Origin of the sequence: Acinetobacter sp. UBA3025 (assembly GCF_002367915.1) — a bacterium.
Taxonomy (GTDB): Bacteria; Pseudomonadota; Gammaproteobacteria; order Pseudomonadales; family Moraxellaceae; genus Acinetobacter.
On record NZ_DFDO01000182.1, the window covers coordinates 1 to 6,246 of the forward strand.

Sequence of the window (6,246 nt, forward strand, 5' to 3'; positions counted from 1 at the left end):
TAGCGCAGCAAAAGAGAATAATCTTGATGGAGATGGTCCGACTCCTGCTTTAAATGGCTCTGCAGCTCCTATATTTCATGATACCGAGGGATTGTATTTATATAGCCCGAATATCAACCTGGTATTAGGAAGTATGTACCAGCCTTTTGTTGTGGGTTCGGAAGGAAATAATATTATTTTGGAAGTAACACGTATTCCTAAAATTCCAGATATTTACAATCGGATTTATCAGCGTTATCCAGATGGAAAAGGTGGCTTTTTAGGGTCAGAAGCACTTTTAGGCTCCACATGTAATGTATATACGTGTGGTACTGAAATTAAAGCTCAAGCTTCAGATAGCATTGCCTTGTATCAAGGACGTGATGCAACTCACAGTAGTATCGCCATTGGTTCTGTAGAACGTATTGCCAATACCAATATGCTGAAGGCAAAAGATGATAATAATGCTACTGGTGTGGTATTTAGGGGGGCTACTGATAACTCAATGAGGAATTTTGGTTCAGCAGTGATTGATGGTGTGTTGATTCAACATCTAAAAATAAAAACTACAGGTCTATAAAGGAATAGGGCAATGTTGAAAAAGTTAATGCTTGCTACAGTTCTTGGGATTTCTTTTGCGACACAAGCCGGCTTGGTCAGTCTTGATCCGCAGCAAATGACAGCGGAAACGGGTCAAGGCGGAGCAGATTTAAGCTGGACCTTGTCACTCAACCATCAATACGCTACTGATTTAACGAAATCTCAAATTTCTGAAACGGTCGCTAATAAGTTAGAGGTGTATTACAAGCCAACAACAGATTGTGGAATTAACACCTTGTTTTGTCGCTTGGCTATTTCTCCGAACAATCATGTTGATGCTCAAGGCAATAAAAAATGGCTGGTATTTAAAGGCATACAAGGCACCCTGCAAATTGATAAGTTTTCTATCGATGGCACTACAATTACTAATGTGGCAGGCGATCCTCAAACAGCCATGAAAATCACTTTTTATGATGATAAACCTTTAAAAATAAGAAACTTGGGTTTTAATACTTTGGCTATTGAAACCGGAACCGGTGAGGGCGATAAAGAAGGCTATGCCAATTCAGAGAAGTATACGACCTTCACCAATCGTGTTTATAAAGCGGACGGTACATATACCACTGCCTCAGCAGATGTTCCAGAATTTGACCGGGGGCGTGAGAAGGGGTTTATGGGTCTCAATATGCACGGCAACATGCACATGTCAGGAAACTTAAAAATATTTGGCTTTAACTGCTCAGCTGGGAGTGCACAAAGCCGTTGCTAACTGCATGGATGCAGTATAGGGATGAAAGAATGAAAAAAATAAAATCACAAATTAAATTATTAACGGCATGTGTCTGTTTAGCACAGCATAGTTATGCACTAGAGCTGATTGAAGAACAAGAATTGGGTCATATCACTGGTCAAGACGGTATTACGATTACACACGAGGTATCAAAAGTAGAAGTTGAACAGCTCAATTGGTATGACCCGAATGCTGATGTAAATACCAAGATGGGACTGGGATTGCATAAAGTAGAAATCTTAGGCAAAGATCAAAATGCGATTTTAAGCCAGCTTAAGTTTGATGTCGGTGCGACCGATGCTGGTGCAGGGATCCGTCTAGAAGCAAGCGTAGCTCCCTTTAGTGCCAATGCAGATTTTAAACTTGTGAGTAAGGATTGTGTTGGAACAAGCTGTGTCGAAAACAATCAAAATTTGGGCAAATTAGGTCTTGCGATTGATAGTCCATTTAAAATGGTGCTTCATACGACAGCAGGTTTATTCAATAAGAATGAAACAGCTACTATCGATTTCAATTTGCAAGATGCCACGATCAAACATACTTTAGGTACAAATAGCTTAGTTCTAGATAACTTTAATTTTAACTTCGCTGGTACGGGCTATATGTATATAGACCCGATACAAGGCGTCGTACTCGCCAGTAAAAGTGGCACACAAGACCATCTAATTAATTTAAAACCAGTGGCTGTAGGAACAACTGGTGCGCAAACAGCTGGATTAAACTTTGATTTACGCTATCAGAATGGAGATGGCGATTTAAAAAATATCATGCGCTATGGTATTTCGGGTGCAGTGAGTAATGCACGTTTGTCGTTAGGTGCTGATCAGTCAAAACTGAACTCTTTTGATATAAGTAATAAAGTTGGTGGTGTGCTGACGCGACAAGATCGCAGTGTTTCAAGCTATAACGCAGGTGAAGGCGGCTTGCATCTTGGTTTATCAGCTGATTTTACCAATCAGGAAGTGGCAGCAGCACAGGGTTTAAATCCAACGACTTTGGAAATTGGTCATACGGGTAAAGGAAGCTATGCAGTTCAGTTTAATGAATTACGTTCATTAACTGGAAAAAATAATGCATATATCGATTTTGGCGATATTTATATCAATACAATTCAGGCACAGAGCCTAGAGTTTTTAGTGAATGACAATATTAAGTCAACGCTTAGACAAAGTAATCCGATTTTGCAGCAAACTTTAAGCAGTACGTCTGCTAATCAGGATTTTGCACTAATCGCCATACGGGGTATGGATTTCCAGTCGATTGCAGCCAAAGCAAATTTTATTTCTAATGATACTGGTGTTATTTCCGGGAATAGTGGTTCTTGGGGAATTGGTATTCCAATTTACAACCTGAATGCCAATGTTGCCTTATCGGGTACAAAATATGACGGTGACAAGAATGGTATTGCCTATAACGTGATGGCATCAACTGAAGGTTATGGAAAGGATGCCAAAACTGGAGCACCAAGTACAACTTCAATTCTTTTAATTGATGGTGGTGTAGAGAATGGCCATGCGCGAAACTATTATGCTGGCCTTCGAAATATTGATGCCTTTATTGAATCCAAAGGGGTGATTGGTTATGAAGATGAAGGCATCTATGTAAAAGCTGATAAATTGCTGATCGCGGCGAAAGCTGAAGTGGCAATTGGGCAATTACCAGGATCTAAATATAACTGTGTATCAGGCAATAAATGTGATCAGTTTGTTCCTGATGACAACTTTTCTAAACGCGACGATGTATTAACAACAATTGCCATGATGCTTGATGGTAGTGGTGAGTTAATGATTATTCCAGGACTGGATGTAGCAGACGCAAATTATTTATCGTTGGATGCAAACTTTAAGTTCCGAACATTAACTTCTGCAGAAAAAGGTGATGTTAATAATCTTGGTAGTTATTTTAGTCTGATTAATGAAGATGTAGATAGCACAGGTGCAGTTCATACTTCTGCGATTAACTTTAATCGTATGGAAGGAAATTTAGGATTAATCACCAAAATAGGCGTGAGTGAAGATACTATTACTTTAGATAATCAAATTAAATTTAATAAAGATCAGAAGATTATCGAGCCGTTTAGAACCAACATGGCCATGACCACAAATGGCAATATGCAGAATATAGCAACAATTGCACTCACAGGCGGAACCATGCGCAGTACGCTAGGCATTACACCGCGCTGAAATAAGGGATGATTTCATGAAAAAAATAATATTGAATAGCTTGATTGTCACTTTAATGGGCCTTACTCAACAGGCGATGGCAATGACAGCCTTAGACGATGAGGCTTTATCGGCAGTTGATGCACAGGCCTTATTAAATTTGGAAAATGCTTATGATTCATCACAAGGGATTAACTTCCATAAGCTAAGTATTGAAGCTTTAATGGAACTGAACATTAATATCAAAACTTTGCAGCTCGGTTGTGGTGGAACTAATAACAGTATTGGGAATACTAATGGCTGTGATATTGATATTTCTAACCTGGCATTGAGTGGCTTAAATACCAGTCTTGATGATAAGGGTAACCCTGTCTTTTCAGGTGACCGTGCTAATACCAGCGCCAGTGTGAGTAATCCCTTTGTTGAGTTTGCAATTAAAAATGGCGGAAGTGCCTCTACCCGTGAAGTGGTCGGTTTCCGTCTAGGTGCAGATAAAATTGTCGGACTCTTAACCATGGGGACTGACAACGTCGAAAATCCGAATGATGGCCTCAAAAGTTTTAGTGGTTATATGAAAATGGCGCAAACCACTGGTGAATCCGTGACTAAAGCAGGAACCTTTGGTGTTGCAAATGATGAAAAAATCTCAGGGAATTTAAAAGCATTAGGACAAACACGTACTTTTACCAGTAAGCCAGGTGCTGATGGCCATACCGGGATTACAGTGCCTTCCATGCGGGTAGACTTTACTATGCCAGAAACTGTCGTGACTGGGCAACGCTTAAAGTCAGCGACTGTAAGTAATATCCGTTCTACTATTGCTTCGATTCCATTAGCAAAGGCTTTAACGGGTTCAACTTTGCCAAGTGATGTGATTGGTACACCAGATTTTTCAAAAGATAAGCTGTATGTAGAGTTTGATCCATTAATTGGATTTCTTAATTTAGGAACACATTCTTTCTTTCAAATGGGTGCTGGTTCAAGTCTGGATAACCTGAATATGGACGTCACCTTTGTTCAGGCTCTAAATATGATCCATAATATTCCATTAAATGGTACAGGCGGTTATTTGTCTTTACAGAGTCAGAATGTGCATTGGCAAGGTGCGGACGCGGCTGATATTGCCAAACCAGGTTGGTGGCTATCTTTTAAAGACCCGATTCAACTGGGTGTATTAAAAACCACAGATGAAGTTGATATTTCATTCGTGTTACCTCAGGTAGCAACTGCTATTTCTGAATTTCTTTTACGTCCTGAAAACTTGATTGATGTCAGTGTGGGCGAGGCTTTAGGGTCTCTGGCGAATGTCGCGGTGGTACGTAAATTGAATATTGATGTAGGTAAATTTACTAACTATGTAGATGGTACTCCTGCAACTTTAACCTTAATGGATAAGCTGCTACAGAACCAGAATGTGACCTCAAACTGCTTTGGCGGACATAAGTTCTGCTAATTCAGACATATAAAAAATCCCGCACTAAGCGGGATTTTTTATTGATTCAGAAAAAATTATTTCGCAATTTTTGTCAGTAGTTCTTCTTTCGAAAGATTTACTGATTCTGCATCACGGCGACCTTTATATTCAAAAGTACCTGCATCCAGACCTTTTTCACCAATCACAATGCGATGTGGAATACCAGTCAATTCAAGATCAGAGAATTTCACACCTGGACGCTCGTTACGGTCATCAAGCAATACGTCAAAACCAGCAGCTTGCAGTTCTGCATATAAGCTTTCAGCTGCTTCTAAAGTGCGAGGTGATTTATGCGCATTCATTGGCACAATTGCCACTTCAAATGGAGCGATCGCAGCCGGCCAGATGATACCTTTTTCATCGTAATTCTGTTCAATTGCAGATGCTACGACACGTGTCACACCGATACCATAACAACCCATCGTTACAGTGAATGGTTTGCCATCTTCACCTAAGACTTTACAGCCTAAAGCTTCAGAGTATTTTTTGCCTAACTGGAAGATATGACCTACTTCGATACCACGTTTGATTTGAAGTGTACCTTTACCATCTGGAGAAGGATCGCCTTCAACCACATTACGCAGGTCATAAACTTCGCTAAACTGCGCATCACGTTCCCAGTTCACGCCAGTTGAGTGCTTGTCTGCTTCGTTTGCACCTGCAACAAAGTCAGACAGTACAGAAGCAGCACGGTCAACGATTACTGTTAGGCCTTTTTCTACTAAACCTTGCGGACCTACAAAACCAGCAGTCAAACCTAGTTCAGCAAGTTGAGCTTCAGTAGCAAAAGCCAAAGGCGCAGCAATTTTTGGATGCTTTTCGGCTTTAATTTCATTCAGTTCATGGTCACCACGAAGGAACAGGGCAACGACAGGAGCTGCTTTACCTTCTTCAGCTGCAACGCCTTGAACCAGTAATGCCTTTACTGAATGCGCAGGATCAGTACCAAGGAAATTGGATACATCAGCAATGGTTTTCTGATTTGGGGTATCAACCACTTTCAGTTCTTGCGTTGGAGCAGCGCGTTCACCGACAAGAATTGCTTCAGCCATTTCGATGTTAGCCGCATAATCAGATTCAGTTGAGAAGGCGATATCATCTTCACCACTTGAAGCCAAGACGTGGAATTCGTGTGAACCTGAACCACCGATTGAACCGGTATCCGCTTGTACTGGACGGAAATCCAGACCTAAACGGGTAAAGATCTTGCAGTACGCTTCGTACATTTTGTCGTAAGTTTCTTGCAGAGATTCCTGATCCGCATGGAAAGAATAGGCATCTTTCATGATGAATTCACGTGA

4 protein-coding genes and 1 pseudogene are annotated in these 6,246 nt (G+C 40.7%); 4 read left to right on the forward strand and 1 reads right to left on the reverse strand.

Annotated features, from left to right (window positions below; genetic code table 11):
- The 4 genes and pseudogenes from B4J23_RS07590 to B4J23_RS07605 form a co-directional block, all read left to right on the forward strand.
- A pseudogene (locus B4J23_RS07590) lies at nt 1-559 on the forward strand (hypothetical protein); the annotation flags it as partial.
- A gap of 12 nt (nt 560-571) precedes the next feature.
- A complete protein-coding gene (locus tag B4J23_RS07595) occupies nt 572-1,288 on the forward strand; it encodes a hypothetical protein (RefSeq protein ID WP_159123364.1) in 717 nt (238 codons plus the stop codon).
- Nucleotides 1,289-1,317: 29 nt separating this feature from the next.
- Entirely contained in the window at nt 1,318-3,492 is a 2,175-nt protein-coding gene (locus B4J23_RS07600; RefSeq protein WP_291359740.1) for a DUF6160 family protein, read from the forward strand.
- A gap of 16 nt (nt 3,493-3,508) precedes the next feature.
- The gene (locus B4J23_RS07605) at nt 3,509-4,924 is read left to right on the forward strand and encodes a hypothetical protein (RefSeq protein ID WP_291359742.1); all 1,416 of its coding nucleotides are present in this window, start codon (nt 3,509-3,511) and stop codon (nt 4,922-4,924) included.
- Nucleotides 4,925-4,980: 56 nt separating this feature from the next.
- Here B4J23_RS07605 and proS read toward each other — a convergent pair.
- The coding region (proS, locus tag B4J23_RS07610; RefSeq protein WP_291359744.1) for a proline--tRNA ligase at nt 4,981-6,246 on the reverse strand (1,266 nt) is incomplete at its 5' end.

Bases quoted from the DNA above. Each gene is read 5' to 3' on its own strand.
- B4J23_RS07595 (WP_159123364.1), top strand. From the start codon at position 572: ATGTTGAAAAAGTTAATGCTTGCTACAGTTCTTGGGATTTCTTTTGCG.
- B4J23_RS07600 (WP_291359740.1), top strand. From the start codon at position 1,318: ATGAAAAAAATAAAATCACAAATTAAATTATTAACGGCATGTGTCTGT.
- B4J23_RS07605 (WP_291359742.1), top strand. From the start codon at position 3,509: ATGAAAAAAATAATATTGAATAGCTTGATTGTCACTTTAATGGGCCTT.